Annotated in this window: 17 protein-coding genes; 13 read left to right on the top strand and 4 right to left on the bottom strand. The window is 61.6% G+C overall.

Features of this window, described 5'->3' with window-relative positions; all coding sequences use genetic code 11:
- Nucleotides 1–87 precede the first annotated feature (87 nt).
- The 7 genes from CCOS864_RS00195 (at nucleotide 88) to CCOS864_RS00165 (ending at nucleotide 7,297) form a co-directional block, all read left to right on the top strand.
- On the top strand, nucleotides 88–390 hold the full coding sequence (locus CCOS864_RS00195) for a c-type cytochrome (protein ID WP_038997819.1): 303 nt from the start codon (nucleotides 88–90) through the stop codon (nucleotides 388–390).
- 33 nt (nucleotides 391–423) lie between these two features.
- The gene (locus CCOS864_RS00190; RefSeq protein WP_045200661.1) at nucleotides 424–1,041 is read left to right on the top strand and encodes a c-type cytochrome; all 618 of its coding nucleotides are present in this window, start codon (nucleotides 424–426) and stop codon (nucleotides 1,039–1,041) included.
- A 167-nt stretch (nucleotides 1,042–1,208) separates the two neighbouring features.
- A complete protein-coding gene (dsbA, locus tag CCOS864_RS00185) occupies nucleotides 1,209–1,838 on the top strand; it encodes a thiol:disulfide interchange protein DsbA (RefSeq protein WP_115084442.1) in 630 nt (209 codons plus the stop codon).
- A 12-nt stretch (nucleotides 1,839–1,850) separates the two neighbouring features.
- Nucleotides 1,851–2,705, top strand: a complete 855-nt coding sequence (locus CCOS864_RS00180; protein WP_115084441.1) for an endonuclease/exonuclease/phosphatase family protein — start codon at nucleotides 1,851–1,853, stop codon at nucleotides 2,703–2,705.
- Nucleotides 2,706–2,732: 27 nt separating this feature from the next.
- The gene (locus CCOS864_RS00175) at nucleotides 2,733–4,763 is read left to right on the top strand and encodes a GGDEF domain-containing protein (RefSeq protein WP_115084440.1); all 2,031 of its coding nucleotides are present in this window, start codon (nucleotides 2,733–2,735) and stop codon (nucleotides 4,761–4,763) included.
- A 62-nt stretch (nucleotides 4,764–4,825) separates the two neighbouring features.
- On the top strand, nucleotides 4,826–5,602 hold the full coding sequence (locus CCOS864_RS00170; protein ID WP_115084439.1) for an N-acetylmuramoyl-L-alanine amidase: 777 nt from the start codon (nucleotides 4,826–4,828) through the stop codon (nucleotides 5,600–5,602).
- Between the two features lie 75 nt (nucleotides 5,603–5,677).
- Entirely contained in the window at nucleotides 5,678–7,297 is a 1,620-nt protein-coding gene (locus CCOS864_RS00165; protein ID WP_115084438.1) for an EAL domain-containing protein, read from the top strand.
- 12 nt (nucleotides 7,298–7,309) lie between these two features.
- On the opposite strand, the gene CCOS864_RS00160 is transcribed toward CCOS864_RS00165, so the two are convergent.
- Entirely contained in the window at nucleotides 7,310–9,085 is a 1,776-nt protein-coding gene (locus CCOS864_RS00160) for a KinB sensor domain-containing domain (RefSeq protein WP_115084992.1), read from the bottom strand.
- Nucleotides 9,086–9,093: 8 nt separating this feature from the next.
- Nucleotides 9,094–10,440, bottom strand: a complete 1,347-nt coding sequence (algB, locus tag CCOS864_RS00155; protein ID WP_115084437.1) for a sigma-54-dependent response regulator transcription factor AlgB — start codon at nucleotides 10,438–10,440, stop codon at nucleotides 9,094–9,096.
- Between the two features lie 261 nt (nucleotides 10,441–10,701).
- On the opposite strand from algB, the gene CCOS864_RS00150 reads away from it, so the two are divergent.
- From CCOS864_RS00150 to CCOS864_RS00125, 6 genes are all read left to right on the top strand, one after another.
- Nucleotides 10,702–11,484, top strand: a complete 783-nt coding sequence (locus CCOS864_RS00150) for a BON domain-containing protein (protein WP_233673893.1) — start codon at nucleotides 10,702–10,704, stop codon at nucleotides 11,482–11,484.
- A gap of 173 nt (nucleotides 11,485–11,657) precedes the next feature.
- Complete coding sequence (locus tag CCOS864_RS00145) at nucleotides 11,658–11,942, top strand: hypothetical protein (RefSeq protein WP_115084435.1); 285 nt, start codon at nucleotides 11,658–11,660, stop codon at nucleotides 11,940–11,942.
- Between the two features lie 45 nt (nucleotides 11,943–11,987).
- Nucleotides 11,988–12,152 (top strand): DUF1328 domain-containing protein, encoded by a 165-nt coding sequence (locus CCOS864_RS00140; RefSeq protein ID WP_010222609.1) that lies wholly within the window; start codon nucleotides 11,988–11,990, stop codon nucleotides 12,150–12,152.
- A 2-nt stretch (nucleotides 12,153–12,154) separates the two neighbouring features.
- The gene (locus CCOS864_RS00135; RefSeq protein WP_115084434.1) at nucleotides 12,155–12,625 is read left to right on the top strand and encodes an inhibitor of vertebrate lysozyme family protein; all 471 of its coding nucleotides are present in this window, start codon (nucleotides 12,155–12,157) and stop codon (nucleotides 12,623–12,625) included.
- Between the two features lie 745 nt (nucleotides 12,626–13,370).
- The gene (gene gltP, locus CCOS864_RS00130) at nucleotides 13,371–14,702 is read left to right on the top strand and encodes a glutamate/aspartate:proton symporter GltP (RefSeq protein ID WP_038997805.1); all 1,332 of its coding nucleotides are present in this window, start codon (nucleotides 13,371–13,373) and stop codon (nucleotides 14,700–14,702) included.
- A 190-nt stretch (nucleotides 14,703–14,892) separates the two neighbouring features.
- Entirely contained in the window at nucleotides 14,893–16,122 is a 1,230-nt protein-coding gene (locus tag CCOS864_RS00125; RefSeq protein WP_115084433.1) for a nucleoside recognition domain-containing protein, read from the top strand.
- Here CCOS864_RS00125 and CCOS864_RS00120 read toward each other — a convergent pair.
- Both CCOS864_RS00120 and CCOS864_RS00115 read right to left on the bottom strand, forming a co-directional pair.
- A complete protein-coding gene (locus tag CCOS864_RS00120) occupies nucleotides 16,104–16,727 on the bottom strand; it encodes an ABC-type transport auxiliary lipoprotein family protein (protein WP_115084432.1) in 624 nt (207 codons plus the stop codon). The genes CCOS864_RS00125 and CCOS864_RS00120 overlap by 19 nt on opposite strands.
- The gene (locus CCOS864_RS00115; RefSeq protein WP_115084431.1) at nucleotides 16,724–17,662 is read right to left on the bottom strand and encodes an MlaD family protein; all 939 of its coding nucleotides are present in this window, start codon (nucleotides 17,660–17,662) and stop codon (nucleotides 16,724–16,726) included. Before CCOS864_RS00115 ends, CCOS864_RS00120 begins: the two co-directional genes overlap by 4 nt.
- Nucleotide 17,663: the final 1 nt, after the last annotated feature.

The following is a 17,663-nucleotide window of genomic DNA, read 5'->3' as shown; positions in this document are numbered from 1 at the left end:
CAGCGTAGGAGGATGTGCACGGGGGCATCGGATTCAAGCTTGCGCATTAGAACGCAGTGCAGCCCCCAACCCTGAAAGGTCGTTCGCATGACGAAATGGCTGCTTGTTGTCGGTGTCTTGATACCGTTATTCAGCGCTCAGGCTACACAGGATCCCGAGGCGTTGTACAACCGCACGTGTGCGGCTTGTCACGCCGGGCAGCTGCCACAGGCACCGAAAGCAGGTGATCGTGCGGCTTGGGAGCCAAGACTGGCGAAGGGTATGGAGATGCTGGTGGTGCATGTCACCCAGGGTTTCAAGGCTATGCCAATGCGTGGATTGTGCATGGACTGCAGTGCCGAGGACTACCAGGCAATCATCCAGTGGATGAGCCAAAGTCCCGATACATAACTCTTTCACCCTTAGCCGTAGTTGGATTAGCTGATGAACAAACTACTCGTGAGTCTGCTGTTGACCTTGGGCATCACCGGTGCAGCCAATGCCGCAGAGCCTATCAAAGGGGATGCCGCTGCTGGTCAGGCCAAAACTGCTGTATGTGGCGCTTGTCACAATCCGGACGGCAACAGCCTGGCGCCGAACTTCCCGAAACTTGCAGGCCAGGGTGAAAAGTACCTGGAAAAGCAATTGCATGACATCAAGTCGGGCAAGCGCACCGTGCTGGAAATGACCGGCATGCTGGCCGCCTTCAGCGACCAGGACCTGGCGGATATCGCCGCTTACTTCTCCAGCCAGAAAGGCAGTGTCGGCGCGGCTGATCCGAAGCTGGTCGAGCGTGGCCGCGCCCTGTTCAACGGCGGCGACGTCGAGAAAGGCCTGCCGGCCTGCACCGGCTGCCACTCGCCTAACGGCGCAGGCATTGCCCTGGCCGGCTTCCCGCACCTGGGTGGCCAGCACTCCAGCTACGTAGCCAAGCAGTTGACCGACTTCCGCGAAGGCAACCGTACCAACGATGGCGACGCCACCACCATGCGCACCATCGCTGCCAAGCTGAGCAACAAGGACATCGAAGCGCTGTCCAGCTACATCCAGGGTCTGCACTGATCCGCGCTTTAACGCTGGGTTAATACTGCGGCGCAAAGATGAAAAGGGTGGCTTCGGCCGCCCTTTTTTGTGCCCGCTGCCGTTACACTAACGAACTCGGGCCTGCCTCGACCTGTCCTGCGACCGGTCGCGCCAAGGCGACTCAATAGACTGCTCAGGAGTAAAGCATGCGTAATCTGATTCTCGGCGCCGCGCTGGTCACCGCCAGCCTCTTCGGCATGACTGCCCAGGCGGCAGAACCGGTACCCTCCGACCGGTATACCGAGCTGCAGAACCCGGTTCCGGTGTCGGTACCTGGCAAGATCGAAGTGGTCGAACTGTTCTGGTATGGCTGCCCGCACTGCTACAGCTTCGAGCCGGTGGTCAATCCATGGGTCGAGAAGCTGCCCGAGGACGTCAATTTCAAGCGGATCCCGGCGATGTTCGGTGGCCCTTGGGATGCCCACGGCCAGATGTTCCTGACCCTCGAAGCCATGGGTGTTGAACACAAGGTTCACGCTGCGGTGTTCGAAGCCATTCAGGTTCAGCGCAAGCACCTGACCAAGCCTGAAGAGATGGCTGACTTCCTCGCCACTCAAGGTGTTGATCGCGACAAGTTCCTCGCCACCTTCAACTCCTTTGCCATCAAGGGCCAAGTGAAGCAGGCCAAAGATCTGGCCCAGAAGTACGGCATCACCGGCGTACCGAGCATGGTTGTCAACGGCAAGTACCGCTTTGACCTGGGCACCGCCAAAGGTCCGCAGGGCGTGCTGAATGTCGCTGACTACCTGATCGCCAAGGAGCGCGCCGCTAAGTAAGCGGCGCCAGCCATGCGCCGCTGGAGAACCGAGCGTGGCGTTGGCCTGCATGATCCGCAGGTCAACGAACATCACTTGCAGGCCAACGGCCTGCCAGAGGATGGCCGGCTGCGGCTGCTCAGTTTCAACATCCAGGTCGGCATCAGCACCGAGCGTTACCGCCATTACCTGACTCGTGGCTGGCAGCACTTGCTGCCGCACACCGGGCGGGCCGGCAACCTGCAGAAAATCGGCGACCTGCTCGCCGATTTCGACCTGGTCGCCTTGCAGGAGGCCGACGGCGGCAGCCTGCGCTCGGGCTACGTCAACCAGGTCGAGCACCTGGCCCAGCTCGGTGCTTTCCCTTACTGGTACCAGCAGCTCAACCGCAACCTCGGTCGTCTGGCCCAGCACAGCAATGGCGTGCTCAGCCGCCTGAAGCCGCAACTGCTCGAAGATCACCCGTTGCCGGGCCCTGCCGGGCGTGGGGCAATCCTGGTGCGTTTCGGCGAGGGTGAAGACGCCCTGGTCGTGGTGATGATGCACCTGGCCCTTGGCTCCAAGACCCGAGCCCGGCAGCTTGCCTACATTCGCGAACTGATCGGCGGCTACCGCCATCAGGTACTGATGGGTGACATGAACACCCATGCCACCGACCTGCTCGAACACTCGCCGCTGCGCGATCTGGGCCTGATCGCGCCCCAGATTCAAGCCACCTTCCCCAGCTGGCGGCCACAGCGCTGCCTTGATCATATTCTGCTCAGCCCGAGCCTGACCCTGGAGCGGGTCGAGGTTCTGGCCCAGCCTATTTCCGATCATCTTCCGGTCGCGGTTGAGATTCGTTTGCCTGATGCCCTTGCTGTGGATACGCTGCCCGCTTTGAGCTAATTGCCATTACCCTCTGCGGACCCAGGCATGACCGACGAAGCCCAGCGCTGGAAAGAGAAATACCTCAAGAGTATCGAGCAGCAAGAGAAGCTGGAGCGCCGTTGGGAGGCCCGTCTCGACCTGTTGCGCCGTGGTCTTGTGCGCAGCACGCTGGCCGCTGAAGGCAGCGACCGCGCGGTGGACCAGTGCATGAAGGAAATGCGCGAGGTGATCCGCACCGACAACATGGACGCCGCCCTCGCCGGCTTGATCCCGCGCCTGGAAAAGGCCGTGCTCGATTCCGAGCAGCGCCGGGAAACCCGTATCGCTCAGGTCACCACTGCCCTCGCCTCGCTGGTCAGCCAGTTGCAGACCCTGCCCTTGCCCAGCGACGTCAGCCGACCGCTGAAAAAATTCGCCAAGCAGGTCGAGGCCCGCGCCAGCCAATCCCGGGAAATGCCCCTGCTGCTGGGCGAGTTGAGCGGCTTGCAGGGCCAAGCACTGCTGGCGCTGGAGCGGCCTGAAGAGGCGCATCGGCCCGGCTTGCTGCAGCGTTTGTTCGGAAACCGCGAAGCCGAAGCAGAAGCCGAAGCCTTGCAACCGGCGCTCGCAGGAACAGCAGTGGCTGTACCTGAGGCCAGAGAGCAGCTTGCGCCGATGCCGCAAGCTGTTGTGGAAACTGCACCGCAAGAGCCCGTCGATATCGATGAGTTGCAGCCCTTGTCGGCTGCTCAAGCGCTTGTGCCCGAGGCGTTCGAGCCCGCAACGGTCGAGGCTGAAGCTAACGAAGAGCCACCGCTTACGGCTGCGCCCGAGCCCGAGCCCGAGCCTGAGCCAGAGCCAGTTCTAGAGCTGCCAACAGAGCCCGAACCCGAACTGCCAGCGCCGGTCGAGTCCATCATTTTGGACAGTGAGCAGGATGTATTGGCGCTACTCGAACATAGCCCGGACGATCCACCCGCTCACCAGCCAGAAGCCGAGGCCGTCGACGATGAGGACGCCCAGTACGCCCTGCCCGATGGCACCGAGCCCACTTACAGCTCGGTCGCAACTCATATTGAAGAGACTCTGCTTGGCTTGCTCGACGACCTGACCCTGCCCGAACGCCACAAGGCCCAGGCGCAATCCATGCGCGAGCGCCTGGAGCACGGCCTGAACTGGTATGAGCTGCTGCCGGTGCTGGATGATCTGGCAGTGCTGATGCTGGCGATCAACGACAGTGGCCAGCACGAATTCGAAGCCTACCTGCAGCAACTCAACGAACGCCTGGAGTCATTCCAGAGCCACCTGCACGAAGCCAGCGAAGGCCATGCCGACAATACCTCGGCAGCGCGTGACCTCGACAGCCAGCTGCGTGAGCAAGTCGATGGCCTGCAAAGCAGTGTGCAGGGCGCAGCCGACTTGGGCAGTCTCAAAAACATCCTCGAAAACCGCCTCGAAGGCTTGCTCGGTACCATGGACGAGCACCAGCAACAGCGCGATCAGCGCGAGCAGGAGATGGCCAGTCGCCTGCATGGCTTGGCCGAACGGGTGGCAAGCATGGAGCAGGAAGCCCTGGGCTATCGCGAGCACCTTGAGGAGCAGCGTCAGAAAGCCCTGATCGACCCCCTCACCGGCCTGCCCAACCGCGCCGCCTGGTCGGAGCGGGTCGATCAGGAAGTGCTGGAGTGGCAAGAAAGCGGTGGCCACCTGCTAATGGCGATCCTCGATCTTGACCATTTCAAGCGTATCAACGACAGCTATGGCCACCTGGCTGGCGACAAGGTGCTGAAGATTGTCGCCAGCGTGCTGCGCAAGCGCCTGCGCAGCCGTGATTTCATCGCCCGCTTTGGTGGTGAGGAGTTCGTCTTGCTGATTCCGCAAACCTCGCTGCCTGCTGGCTGCCAGCTGGCGGAAACCTTGCGCGCAGCCATTGAAGCCTGCCCGTTCCACTTCAAGGGCGAGCGGGTGACCATCACCTTGTCGATCGGTATCAGCGCATTTCGCAGCGGTGAGCGCAGCGAGGTGGTGCTCAAGCGGGCGGACGAGGCGCTGTACCGGGCGAAACATCTTGGTCGAAATCGTGTCGAACAGGGCTGAGTGGCAACATTGAGGATACGGTAAGCTTACGCTTTGCAGACTCTCATCACAGTGCCCTCTCCATGAAAGCGTTTTTCACCGCCCTCCTGCTGCTGACCCTGGCAGGTTGCGCCACTGGCCTGCGGATCGATCGCAGCCACACCTCCGCCAACCAGGACGAACGGATCCAGTTCGTCGTCCTGCATTACACCAACGCGTCGCTGGAGCGTTCCCTGGCCTTGCTGACCCACGGTGAAGTCAGCAGTCATTACCTGATTGGCGATTCACCGGCGACCGTCTATCAACTGGTCGACGAGGGCCGCCGTGCCTGGCATGCCGGCGACAGCCAGTGGGATGGCCGCACCTGGCTCAATTCCACCTCCATCGGTATCGAGATCGTCAATCCGGGTTTTACCGACACGCCAACCGGGCGGGTCTGGCAGCCGTACACCGAGGCACAGATCGAAGCGCTGATCGTCCTGCTCAAGGACATCGTCAAGCGCAACAACATCAAACCCCGCTACATCATCGGCCACAGCGATATCGCGCCGCTGCGCAAACTCGACCCGGGTCCGATGTTCCCCTGGAAGCGCCTGGCAGACGCGGGGCTTGGGGTCTGGCCGAACGCACAGGCCGTGGCCCGGCAGCAGGCGTACTTCAATGTCAATCCGCCGAGCATCACCTGGTATCAGCAGCAGTTGAAGCGCTTTGGCTATGCCATCGAGCAGACCGGCGAATACGACGTCAGCACCAAGCACGTGTTGGCAGCCTTCCAGATGCGCTTCCGCCCCCAGCGTTTCGATGGTGTGCCGGATGCACAAACAGCGGCGATGTTGCAGGTGCTCAACAGCAGTCGTTAACCGGCACCGCCCAACGGGCAGGCTGACTTGGCTGGCAGTTGCTATACCTCTTGGTATTCAACTGGATGCTTATTGATGTCAGCTGCCCTGTCCGTGCTGCGCCACCTGCTCTATCGTCCCTGGTTATTGGCCATACTCGCGGCTACGGCCAGCGCGATCCTGTTGCTCATGGCCAGCGTTGGCGTGGCCATGCACCAGATACAGCAAAGCGAAATCGAGCAGATGAACGCCAAGGGCGAGCGTTTTCTCGTGCGCCTGGAACAGATATTCGGCCAGTTGCGCGAAGGCGTCGATCAGCTTCAGGCCCAGCCTTTGCGGGGCTGCGACGCCAATATGCTAGCGGCCTTGCAGCAGGTCGGCTTCAGCTACCGTTTCGTTTATGAAGCCGCCTACGTCGATGGCACTATCGCCTGTTCCAACCGCATCGGCGAGCGCACCATCAATCCGTTACGCCCTGCCGATATCCAGGGCCCTACCTACAGCTACTGGCTCAACACCACCACCGAACCCGATGACAACCTGGCGGCGTTGATGCTTGGCCGTGGCAAATTTCTCGTCGCCACTTCCCGTGGGCACCTGACCGATGTGGTCGACCTGCCGCCGGAGGGCAGCTTGCTAGTGGTGCTGGACAACGGTGCACGTGCAGTTCCGGTACTTGGCCCGCCGCAAGTATGGCCGCCGTCAACCGACTGGCCGCCGGCCTCCAACGATTCCCTGCTGGAGCTGTCGGACCGGCTTATCTACCGTATGCCGACCAAGTCGCCGGACTATCAACTGGTGCTGATCGCCCCGCGGGCCAGCTTGCCGTTGAAGATGAACGGCATTCTCTGGCTACTGTTCCCAGGCAGCCTGGTGCTGGCTTGGTGCATTGGCTGGTTGGTGCTGCAGCTGGTTCGCCAGCGTCGCTCGATGAGCTCGGAGCTGCAGGGCGCCTTGCGCCGGGGGGAGTTGCAAGTGCTCTACCAGCCGATCTTCGAACTCACCAGCCGCCGCTGCGTGGGGGCTGAAGCCCTGGTACGCTGGCGACGGCCGGATGGCACGCTGACCAGCCCGGACTTGTTCATCCCGCTGGCGGAGAACACGGGGCAGATCCGTCAGATTACCGACTTCGTCCTGCAGCGAGTGCTGGAGCAATTGGGCCAGTTGCTGCGCGCCAATCGCCAGCTGTACATCTCGGTAAATCTTGCCGCTTGCGATGTCATGGTGCCGAGAATCGGTCGGGTAGCCGCGAGGTTGCTGGCTTTGCACCATGTGGCGGCCAGCCAGATTGCCTTCGAGGTCACCGAGCGCGGGCTGATTGATGTAGTGGTGGCCCGGGATAACCTGCAAGCCTTGCGGGCGGTGGGGCATCAGGTGTTGATCGATGATTTCGGCACCGGCTATTGCAGCCTGGCCTACCTGCAAACCCTGCCGGTCGATTGCCTGAAGATCGACAAGGCCTTTATCGATGCATTGGGCCATGACGCGGCCAGCAGCGGGGTGGCGCCGCACATCATCCGCATGGCCCACGCCCTGCAGTTGCGGGTGATTGCCGAGGGTATCGAGTACGAAGACCAAGCCTTGCTGCTGAACAGTGAAGGGGTCAATTACGGCCAGGGCTGGCTGTTCGCTCATCCGCTCAACGCCCGCCAGTTCATCGAGCTGATCACCCGCGGCCGGCGTCTCGGGCCTCGTCGCATCGACGATGAAGCCTGAGCCGCAGGTGAATCAGACCGGCAAGGCCATATAGAACTGGGTGCCCTGGCCTGGCCGCGAATACACCCCCATGCGCCCGCCGTGCAGCTGGACGATCTCCTTGCACAGCGCCAGGCCCAGGCCTGCACCGCCCTTTTTGCGCCCGACCTGGACGAAAGGCTCGAAGATCCTGCCCTGCTGGCCGTAGGCGATGCCCTCACCGTTGTCTTCGATGCTGATGATCACCCGCTCGGCGTGACGGCGTGCATGCAGACGGATGCGCCCGGCAGTCGGCGTATGGCGCACGGCGTTGTCGAGCAGGTTGTCCATGACCCGGTCCAGCTGCGCGGGGTCGGCCTGGATGCGCGGCAGGGGCGCAGTGAGTTCGACCTGCAACTCGATCTGCTTGTCGTTGGCCGCAGCAGCAAAACGCTCGCAGGCACGGCCCAGCAGTTCGTCGATGGCACAAGGGGTGAGTTCGAGCTTTTGCAGGCCGCTCTGGTAACGGGAGAAGTTCAGCAGGTCATTGATCAGCTGGTTCAGGCGCTGCATCTCTTCGCCGATGGTGTCGGACAGGTCCGCCTCCCGCGAATCAGGGGCAAAGCTCAGGCGCTCACGCAACAGGCCGAAAGCCATGTGCATGCCGGTCACCGGCGTGCGCAGCTCATGGGAGGCACGCAGGACGAATTCACTGCGTACCCGTTCGAATGCGCGTTGTTCGGTGACATCGTGCAGCACCATCACCGCGCCGAGGATTTGCCCTTGTGGATGGCATACCGGTGTCAGGCTGTAGGAAAGCAGCCGGGATTCTTCATCTATTTCCAGGCTGAGATCATCGGGCACCCGGTCCAGGGTGCCGCCGCGCAGCACCAGGCGCAGTTGTTCGTCCAGCTCCGGGCGCTGCAGGGCATCGCCAAGCCCGGTGCCCAGGCGTGCATCTTCCCAGCCCAGCTGGCGTTGGGCGACCGGGTTGAGGTGCTCCAGATGGCCCTGGCGATCGATGATCAGCAAGCCGTCGTCGATGCTGTCGAGCACCGCTTGCAGACGCTGCTGGCCGGCCAGTACTTCGTCGATGTTGGTTGCTTGATGCTTGCGCAAGGCTTCGGCCATCAGGCCAAAGCGGCGGGTCAGCTGGTTCAGCTCCAGGGCGTGGGCGACCGGCAAGGTCACCTCGAAGTTGCCTTGGCCGATCTGGTCGGCGGCCTTGGCCAGTGCTTCGATCGGCTGGCCGACGCGGCGGGCGATGCCATGGGCTGTAACAAAACCGAGAATCAATACTGTCAGGCCAACCAGGCCGAGCAAGCCGCCAATCAGCAGGGCGCGGTCATGGGCTTTCTGCTCGCTTTCGTTGATGTGCTGCAAGGCGCGTTTATGCGATTCGACCAGATCGGCACGCAGTACGTTGAAGGCGTGGCCCAACGGTTGGTCCGCGCCCAGACTCTTGGAAGGCGAGCTACTGCTACGGTAGGCCTGGAGGAAGGCCTGGTAATCGATACTGGCTTTGGCAAAGCCCTGATCGCCAGGGCTGTCGTCGTCATGGTTGATGCCTTCGTCCAGCAGTTGCTGGAACTGCCTTTGCAGCCCTTCGAGGGCTGGTTTGTCCTGGGAGTCATCCAGCAGCAGGGTCAGTTGCTCGCCCAGGTTCTGCCGTAGCTTCAGGCCCAGGTCGAGGGTCACCGAGTTTTCCCGCACCAGCGCCTGTTGCGCGTTGGCCATCTGCAGCACGCTGACCAGGCCCAGCAGCAAGCCGAACAGCGCGACAGTGATCAGCGCTGAAATGCTGAGGAAAAGCCGCGTGCGCAGCTTCATCGCCAGTTTCACAGGTTGTACTGCTTGCGTTTGCGGTACAGGGTCGAGGCATCAATACCGAGGGTCTTGGCGGCCTGGTCGAGGGTTTCACTGGTGGCCAGTACCGCACCGATATGGGCGCGTTCCAGTTCATCCAGGCTCAGCGCCGCGCCAATGCGCGGGGCATTGCTGGCCGGTTGTTCGGCCATGCCCAGGTGGCTGATCTCGACGCGCTCCTGGGCACAGATGATGCTCGCCCGTTCGACCACGTTGCGCAGCTCGCGGATATTGCCTGGCCAGCGGTAATTGAGCAGCGCGGCGCGCGCTTCGTCGCTGAATGCGCGTGCCGGTCGCGAGTATTCCTTGACGAAGCGGGCGAGGAAACGATCGGCCAGGGTGAGAATGTCTTCGCTGCGCTCGCGCAATGGCGGCAGGTGCAGGGTGATGACATTCAGACGGTACAGCAGGTCTTCCCGGAAGCGTCCTTCGCGGACCATGTCCTCAAGGTTGAGGTTGGTCGCGGCCAGAATCCGCACATCGGCACGGCGGGTCACCGGGTCGCCGACCCGCTCGTATTCCTTGTCCTGGATAAAGCGCAGCAGCTTGGGTTGCAGGGTCAGCGGGAAATCGCCGATCTCGTCGAGGAACAACGTACCGCCGTCAGCCTGGTTAACCCGGCCCAGGGTACTTTCGCTGGCACCGGTAAAGGCACCGCGGCTGTGGCCGAACAGCTCGCTTTCCATCAGCTCGGCGGTCAGCGACGGGCAGTTGATGGTCACGCAGGCTTTGCGCGCACGCTTGCTCCAGCCGTGAATGGCGCGGGCCAGTTCACCTTTACCGGTACCGGACTCACCGAGAATGAGGATGTTGGCGTCGGTGGTGGCGACCTGGCGGGCAGTTTCCAGCACTACCATCATCGCCGGGCTGTGCGAGTCGAGGCCGTCCTTGGGTTTGCGGACTTCGCCTTCCAGTGCTTCCAGGCGTGCCGACAGCTGACGGACTTCCAGTTGCTTGGCAGTGGCCAGGCGCAACTGGTCCGGGCTGCACGGCTTCACCAGGTAATCGGCGGCACCGGCCTGGATTGCATCAACTGCGGTGTCGACCGCCGAATGCGCAGTGACGATCACCACGCGCATCCACGGCGCCTGGATACGCATCTGCGCCAGTACATCCAGACCGTTGTCCTCGCCCAGGCGCAGGTCGAGGAAACACAGGTCGAAGACTTGTCGTTGCAGCAGGGTTTCGGCCTGCGCCGCACTGTTGGCGGTGGCCACACTGTAGCCTTCATCTTCGAGACAGTAGCGGAAGGTTCGCAGGATGGCGGACTCATCGTCGACCAGCAGAATACGGCCTTGATGTTCCTGGGCTGGCTCCATTTCCTACGCTCCTTTGAGAATGATCTAGGTTAGTGTCGGAAAAATCGGGCAAGTTGCATGGTTCATTCTGATTCATTCCGCTGTCTGCATGGTAGCCGTTCGCCCAGCACTTATCTAACCCACTGAAAAGTCAGCGGTTGTTTACCCGCAAGGAACTGGCACGGGCTCTGCGAAGACAAAAGACTCTGACCCATCGGAGGCTTTGTCATGTCCGCGCCCTATCCGTTGGCAGTCGCTACTGCCCTGTTCCTGCTGCTGCCGATGGCCAGCAGCGCCGCCGAATCGCCTTCTTCCAGCGTGCAGCAGGCCCGCCAGGAAGGCGCCTTGCAAACTGCATTGGCGCTCAACCGCTTGCTCAACCCGTTCAAGATCGAGGTCAAGGTCCAGGGCAGCACGGCGCATTTGCAGGGTGAGGTGGAAAACGAGGTCGAGCGTCAGCTGGCCGAACGTATTGCCCTGGCGACCCGCGGCATCGAGACGGTGCAGAACGACCTGCAGCTAAATGCCGAACTGGTCGAACAACCGCTGGAGCTGCGCGCCTATGCCCAGCGCCTGGAGGACGCGACCCTCGCCTCCATTATTCGCGCGCGCCTGCTGTGGAGCACTCATACCCAGGCAGCCCCTATAGAAGTAGACAGCCGTGAAGGTGTGGTCACCCTGCGCGGCCAAGTCAGCAGCGCCGAAGCCAAGGAGCTGGCGGGCGTACTGGCAAGCTCCACCGAGGGCGTTTACCTGGTCAACAACCTGATCAGCCTGGGTGCCGCGGATATGGCCAGGTTGCGCGAAGAGCGCCAGGAGCTGGTTGCCGATCCGCAGCTCAGCGACGCCTGGATCAACGACAAGGTGCAGACCAGTTTCATGTACAGCCGCAACCTCGATGGCCCGAACATCAAGGTGGCGACCCAGGATGGCGTGGTGCGCTTGTCTGGCGAGGTGGTCAGCAGCGAGCAGAAGACCATTGCCGTCGAGGTCGCCCGGCAGATTCGCGGCGTTCGCGGGGTCGATGCCGACATGCTCAAGGTGGCGAGCAAGGTCCCGGGCTGATCATGCAAAACGCACGAGCGCCTGCGCCCGATCGTGCAGGATACGTTTCGGGCGGGATCCAAATATATGGATAACATATTGAATTTTAACGATAAAAAATTGTTTTAAAGGCTGGCATGCAGGCTGCAATGACTACATCAAGTCAACAGTAAACGCAGCAGGAGGAGCACGGCATGAACCGCTACCCCGCCACCCTAGTGCAGGTTTCTTCGCTTCAGCTGCGCCAAGGCCTGTTTTTCAGCCTGGCGCTGTTGCTGACCCTGATTGCCGGTCAGCTCTATAACAGCTGGGAAACCGCGCACAGTGCCGAGCAGCTGGCTGCCCAGGCAGCGCTGGTGGCGCAGGTTCAGGCGCAACGCTCCATTGCACCGCTGCAGGCCCGGGTCGCACTGTCTACGCCAGTGACCACTCCAGCCGTTGTTGATAACGCTGCACCCCGTGATCGCTGGGTGTTTTAAGCGAACACCCAAGGACCTCTTCTAAAAACGGTAAGGAGAATCACCATGTTGAGTTGGGCCATCACCTTCCTGATTATCGCCATTGTCGCTGCCGTGCTGGGCTTCGGTGGTATCGCCGGCGCCGCTACCGGTATCGCGAAGATTCTGTTCATTATCTTCCTGGTGCTATTCGTGGTGTCCTTCTTCTTTGGTCGCCGCGGTAGGGGCTGAGTATGAGCACAACGCTAGGCAGAGCCCTGGTTGCCGCCCTGATCATGGGCGGCAGCGCAGTGGCAATGGCGGCCAATGACGGCCAGGTCCGGGCCAATCAGGTTCTTGGCTCGGACCCTGAATACCGGGAAACCTGGCAGGACGTGGTCAAAAACGAAGAGCGCTTGCCCGAATGGGTCCTCAACCTGAGCGGTACCTCCGAGCAACAGATGTCGGCGGTTGAGGAAGATGGCGACAAGTATCTGGTCGGACCGTTGTGCGAGTCCGAGCAGAAATGCCTGAACAAGCGCCTGATCGTTGCCTTCAGTTGGGACAAGGACGAAGCCTACGGGATGCTGGTTGAAGTACCCGAAGGGTTGCCGTCCGACAAGTCGCCCACACGCCACGCCGACTACCGATGGCTGGGCAAGCCGGACGAAGGCATGCAGGCCCTGCTCAAGGAGCAACTCAAGCGGGATCCGAACTGGTACTGAGGTGTTGCTCACACATCAGTACATATATAGAAGCTGAACCTTTTTCCATTTCAGGCTTCTATGCTGCGCCACCCGAGGAAGGCAGGCGCATGACCAGGGGGCCGGGCTGCTCTGATTGTTTCAGGATCGGAGGGGCCTAGGGGTACAGGGAGTACCTCCGATGAGGGCCGGGTCAGGTGCAGCGGTAGCGGAAGTTCCGGGTCGGGTAACTGCCTTCAGGCAGAGGTGCCCGACCGGGCTTCCGTAGCGCTCTTTGAGGCAATCGCCTTTTCCTCGCAGCAAATTCGTTTTTCCTACCGAAGCTGTCGACGCATATTTTTGCCCGACCGTACATCGATATTTTTTCACCCCGCCGCCCTACCAAAGTCGAAGCAATTTCACCCATTCGGATTGTCGAACAAAGGCCTTTGCCTTGCAGGTGGATACCTCTATATCTGCCGGATTATGGCGCTTTGGCCATCGTCGGAATTCCGAACGGTAGGCGAATAACCCATTGTGACGTACGATTTGGCCGATAAACCTCATGCCGATTCGGCATAGGGTAGTCGTTTACGGCATTAGACGGAGCCCCCCCACGTCGGAATAGTTGCGCCTTTTTTCGCTGGCCTGAGCGTTCCTACGCTCGCTTGCGGTGACCTTTTACGATGTCATCGGCAGATAACAAAAACGATACGGATCGCTGGCAACAGCTCTGGATCGCGGTTATCAGCCTGGTGGCCGTTTCCACTTGAAGAAAGGTAACGACATGAAGAAGGCAAAGCTAAGCCTCGCCTGGCAGATCCTCATCGGTCTGGTACTGGGGATTGCAATCGGCGCTTTACTGAACCATTTCAGTGCAGAAAAGGCATGGTGGATCAGCAACGTCCTGCAGCCTGCAGGTGACATCTTCATTCGCCTGATCAAGATGATCGTCATCCCGATCGTGATTTCGTCGCTGATCGTGGGTATCGCCGGGGTTGGCGATGCGAAAAAACTCGGCAGTATCGGCCTCAAGACCATCATCTACTTCGAGGTGGTGACCACCATCGCCATCGTCGTCGGCCTGGTGCTGGCCAACCTGTTCCACCCGGGTGCCGGCATCGACATGAGTACCCTGGGTACCGTCGACATCTCCAAGTACCAGGCCACGGCGGCCGAGGTTCAGCATGAGCATGCGTTCATCGAGACCATCCTCAACCTGATCCCGTCGAACATCTTCGCAGCGCTGATGCGTGGTGAGATGCTGCCGATCATCTTCTTCTCGGTGCTGTTCGGCCTGGGCCTGTCGAGCCTGCAGGCAGACATCCGCGACCCGCTGGTGAAAACCTTCCAGGGCGTCTCCGAAGCCATGTTCAAGGTCACTCACATGATCATGAACTACGCGCCAATCGGTGTGTTCGCGCTGATCGCGGTGACCGTCGCCAACTTCGGCTTCGCCTCGCTGCTGCCGCTGGCCAAGCTGGTGCTGCTGGTGTACTTCGCCATCGCTTTCTTCGCCTTCATGGTCCTTGGCCTGATCGCCCGCCTGTTCGGCTTCTCGGTGATCAAGCTGATGCGCATCTTCAAGGACGAACTGGTCCTGGCTTACTCCACCGCCAGCTCCGAGACCGTGCTGCCGCGCGTGATCGAGAAGATGGAAGCCTACGGTGCGCCGAAAGCCATCTGCAGCTTCGTGGTGCCGACCGGCTACTCGTTCAACCTTGACGGTTCGACCCTGTACCAGAGCATCGCGGCGATCTTCATCGCCCAGCTGTACGGCATCGACCTGTCGTTGAGCCAGCAGTTGCTGCTGGTGCTGACCCTGATGGTCACTTCCAAAGGCATCGCCGGTGTACCGGGCGTGTCCTTCGTGGTCCTGCTGGCCACCCTGGGCAGCGTTGGTATCCCGCTGGAAGGCCTGGCCTTCATCGCCGGTGTCGACCGCATCATGGACATGGCCCGTACTGCCCTGAACGTGATCGGCAACGCCCTGGCGGTACTGGTTATCGCTCGTTGGGAAGGCATGTACGACGATGCCAAGGGCCAGCGCTACTGGAACTCGCTGCCGCACTGGCGCAGCAAGGAAGCCGTACCGGCTGGCAAGCCTGCCAGCAAGTAAGCGCTAACCGGCTGCACGAAAAGCCCCGACCTGGTCGGGGCTTTTTTGTTGGCCCTATCGCGGGTCAAGCCCGCCCCTGCAGTGTGGGAGCGGGCTTGACCCGCGATGGAGACGGTGCCTGAGTCGACGTTTATGGCGCGAAGCCAACCCGGCCCGCTATCATTTGCGCCATCTTTGGGGGGAACAACGGATGCTCAACGGCCTTTGGCTTGGTTTTTTCTTGGTCGCCGCCGTCTCGGCGCTGACACAATGGTTGGTGGGCGGTAACGCCGGGATCTTCGCGGCAATGGTCGAAAGCATCTTTGCCATGGCCAAGCTCTCGGTCGAGGTCATGGTCCTGCTGTTCGGCACCCTGACCCTGTGGCTGGGCTTTTTGAAGATTGCCGAAAAGGCCGGCGTGGTCGAGTGGCTGGCCAAGGTCCTCGGCCCGTTGTTCGCCCGGCTGATGCCGGAAGTCCCGCCCGGCCATCCGGCCCTGGGCCTGATTACCCTCAACTTCGCCGCCAACGGCCTGGGCCTGGACAACGCCGCTACGCCCATCGGCCTCAAGGCCATGCGCGCACTGCAGGAACTCAACCCCAGCTCCACGACCGCCAGCAACGCGCAGATCCTCTTCCTGGTGCTCAATGCTTCCTCGCTGACCCTGCTGCCGGTGACCATCTTCATGTACCGCGCCCAGCAAGGGGCAATGGACCCGACCCTGGTGTTCCTGCCGATCCTGCTCGCCACCAGCGCCTCGACCCTGGTCGGCCTGTTGTCGGTGGCGGTGATGCAGCGACTTCGGCTATGGGACCCGGTGGTGCTGGCTTACCTGATCCCGGGCGCCCTGCTGCTGGGCGGATTCATGGCCTTTCTCGGCACCCTGTCGGCCACGGCGCTGGCGAGCCTGTCATCGATTCTCGGCAACCTGACGTTGTTCGGCCTGATCATCCTGTTTTTGGTGATCGGTGCGCTGAAGCGGGTGAAGGTCTATGAAACCTTCGTGGAAGGCGCCAAGGAGGGCTTTGACGTCGCCAAGAGCCTGTTGCCCTATCTGGTTGCCATGCTCTGCGCCGTCGGCGTGCTGCGCGCCTCAGGGGCTCTGGAGCTGGCTCTGGATGGCATCCGTCATGCGGTCGAGTGGCTGGGCTGGGATACCCGCTTTGTCGAAGGCCTGCCCACAGCCCTGGTCAAACCGTTTTCCGGCAGTGCGGCACGGGCGATGCTGATCGAAACCATGCAGACTCACGGCGTGGATAGCTTCCCGGCCCTGGTGGCAGCCACCATCCAGGGCAGCACCGAAACCACCTTCTACGTGCTGGCAGTGTACTTCGGCGCCGTCGGCATCCAGCGCGCCCGCCATGCAGTAGGCTGTGCGTTGCTGGCGGAGCTGGCCGGAGTGGTCGCGGCGATCTTCGTCTGCTACTGGTTCTTCGCCTGAAGCTGACCGGCCTGGACTACCGTCCAGTCGACCAGTTGCTTCATCAACTGGTCGCTGGCCGTGCCAAAGCTGCTGACCACCGCTGAAACCTGCTTGTCGCTCACCGGCTGGCGCACCTCAAAGCGCCGGCTGGCGAGGATGCGCTGGCTGCGGCCCTGCACCAGGCGCGCGTCGTAGCGGATCACCACCGCCAGGCCATCGGCGCTGTACTCGCTCTGGAAGGCCTGCAGTTCACCGGCAATTTCATAATCGCTTTGCAGGTTGCTGTCGTCGGCGCTGAGGCGCTGCACCCGGCCGTCACGCTGGAAGGCATCGAGCATGCGATTGCGCAGCAACGTCGGCGCCGGGTCGCTCCAGCGTGCACCCTTGTAGCTGCTGATCAGGTCGCCTTGCGGCACCACGGCGATACGCGGGCTGTTCAGGACATCGCTGGCGATCGGCTTGTTCACCCGCAGCGACCACAACGTGCTGTGCGGCACAGTCCGGGTGCTTTGCGCCGAAGGTAGGCGGTAGATGTCGGCAGGTTCGGCCTGGGGCAGGATCGAGCAGGCGCTGCTCAGGCTCAGCGCAGTGGCCAGGACGAGGTAGCGGCAGGTATGGCTCATGGCTCGAACTCCTTGTTTTTGTCACGGCCCAGCAGGTAGCCGCTGGGGTTGGCTTCCAGGCGCTGGGAGATACCTTTGAGCGAGGTCAGGGTATCGCGCAGCTCGCGGATTGCCGGCGCCAGTTGATTGAAACCCTGGGCGCCGCCGTCGATGGCTTCGCGGTTGTCATTGAGCAGGCTGTTGATGGTCGCGGTGCTTTGCGCCAGCGACTGCATGGCTTGCTCTGCGCTGCCGAACATCTGCTTGCCTTGGTTGCTGAGCAGGCCGTTGGCGTTGCGCATCAGTTCGCTGGTCTGCTCGAGCATGGCCCCGGCCTGCTTGCCGACCTGGGCCAGTTGCTGGATAGCCTCGCGGATGTCGCCACGCTGGTCGTTGAAAGCTCCGGTGGTCTGCTCGAGGTTGTTCAGGGTGTTGCTCAGGCGGGCGACGTTGTCCTGGGAGAACAACGCGTTGGCGTTGTGCACCAGGGCGTTGATGTTGGTCATCAGGTCGCTGCCGTCATCCAGCAAGCGGGCAATCGGCGACGGCGAGGCGATGATCACGGGCAGTTTGCCATCCTTGCCCTTGAGCTCGGGGCTTTGTGGCGTACCACCGCTGAGCTGGATGAACGAGGTGCCGGTGATGCCGGTGAGGGTCAGTTTGGCCTGAGTGTCCTCCTTGATGGGGGTATCGGCGCTCAGACGCACCTGGGCCAGTACCCGGCGCGGATCACTGGGGTCCAGGCGCAGGCTGGTCACGTCACCGACCTTGATGCCGCTGTACTGCACCGAGCTGCCCCGGGACAAACCGGAGACGGCTTCGTTGAACACCACTTCGTAGTCCTTGAAGGTGCTGTCGACGCTGGACTTGGTCAACCACAGGCCGAACAGCATGGCGCCGGCCACCACCAGTACGGTGACCAGGCCGATCAAAACATGATGTGCACGGGTTTCCATC

The sequence above is a fragment of the Pseudomonas wadenswilerensis genome (genome assembly GCF_900497695.1).
GTDB classification, from domain to species: domain Bacteria; phylum Pseudomonadota; class Gammaproteobacteria; order Pseudomonadales; family Pseudomonadaceae; genus Aquipseudomonas; species Aquipseudomonas wadenswilerensis.
The sequence above is the reverse complement of the archived record's forward strand: the minus strand, read 5'-3'. Positions and strand labels throughout refer to the sequence as shown.